4 tRNA genes are annotated in these 1,218 nt (G+C 40.5%); 3 read left to right on the top strand and 1 reads right to left on the bottom strand.

Features of this window, described 5'->3' with window-relative positions:
• A tRNA-Val gene (locus tag J5X91_RS17975) sits at positions 1-73 on the bottom strand.
• 735 nt (positions 74-808) lie between these two features.
• Between J5X91_RS17975 and J5X91_RS17970 the strand changes: the two genes are divergently transcribed.
• The 3 genes from J5X91_RS17970 to J5X91_RS17960 all read left to right on the top strand — a co-directional run bounded on the left by J5X91_RS17970 (position 809) and on the right by J5X91_RS17960 (position 1,217).
• A tRNA-Ala gene (locus J5X91_RS17970) sits at positions 809-884 on the top strand.
• A 37-nt stretch (positions 885-921) separates the two neighbouring features.
• Positions 922-997, top strand: a tRNA-Glu gene (locus J5X91_RS17965).
• A 144-nt stretch (positions 998-1,141) separates the two neighbouring features.
• Positions 1,142-1,217 (top strand) — tRNA-Glu (locus J5X91_RS17960).
• Position 1,218: the final 1 nt, after the last annotated feature.

The following is a 1,218-nucleotide window of genomic DNA, read 5'->3' as shown; positions in this document are numbered from 1 at the left end:
TGGGTGATACTGGACTTGAACCAGTGACCCTCGCCTTGTAAGGGCGATGCTCTCCCAACTGAGCTAATCACCCACATCTAAACAACAACACAATGCTGCGTTGTTGTGGGGCGCTATTATAGATAGAGTTGTAAATGTGTCAACACTTGAATGATAAAAATGTGCTGAGTGGGGGTTTTATAAACAACAAGTAATGTTTGGAGTTTGTTTTATCGACAAATCAATGCTTAGTGTTTAAATAAACGCCGTATTATCTGTTTAGGCTTAGATAGTTAATATCGAAAATCAAGAAAGTAATAAGCCAATCTATTTTAACTTAGTTGCTGTGGTGTGTTTATTGATCATAAAGTGCAGCTTATATAAAGTAATCACTTAAGTTATAAATTTACGCCGTGATTAAATCGCCTTTAAATTAAACCAATTTTAATCCGCAAAAAACCAATGCGATCTAATAGTGCGTAAAGTGGTTATTATGCCAAGGCATAAAGTAAGGATACGTCATTGAACGATGAACTAAATATGCCAAGTTGAATTTGCATATAACTGTATACCTTTTCTATGCTCAATAAAAATTAAAACAAGCAGAGCAGGGGTTATCTAATCATCCAGCCATAATTTATAATACACTCAAGGGGCTAATTTACTGTAAATTGCCCTTTTTAGCCTGCTTGGTAGCCAGTTTGTTGAAAAATAAACCATTTAAATAAAGCAGAACAAAAAACTGTTGACTTTATTTTGGGTGGTGCATAGAATGCGCCCCGCACTAAGCAATACACGACGTGTTTATCACAGCGTGTGTAAATAAGTTGGGGCTATAGCTCAGCTGGGAGAGCGCTTCGCTGGCAGTGAAGAGGTCTGCGGTTCGATCCCGCATAGCTCCACCAACTTATTAGTGTTTGTCCTAGGGTAGCAGTTTTCTGTGTCCCCATCGTCTAGAGGCCTAGGACACCGCCCTTTCACGGCGGTAACAGGGGTTCGAATCCCCTTGGGGACGCCATTTAGCTTTAATTAGTTAAAGGCGGTTTTACCGAGAAAATAGCGTCACAATTAAAGCTCGAGTCTTTACTTGTATTAAGCGCAATTACCTTAAAGCTCAGGATGTGAGTTAAACTAATCAATTGTCCTAGTGATACATTTATGTGTCCCCATCGTCTAGAGGCCTAGGACACCGCCCTTTCACGGCGGTAACAGGGGTTCGAATCCCCTTGGGGACGCCAC

Origin of the sequence: Pseudoalteromonas sp. K222D, assembly GCF_017653575.1 — a bacterium.
Lineage (GTDB): Bacteria > Pseudomonadota > Gammaproteobacteria > Enterobacterales > Alteromonadaceae > Pseudoalteromonas > Pseudoalteromonas nigrifaciens.
This window is presented reverse-complemented; position numbering and strand designations above follow the sequence as displayed.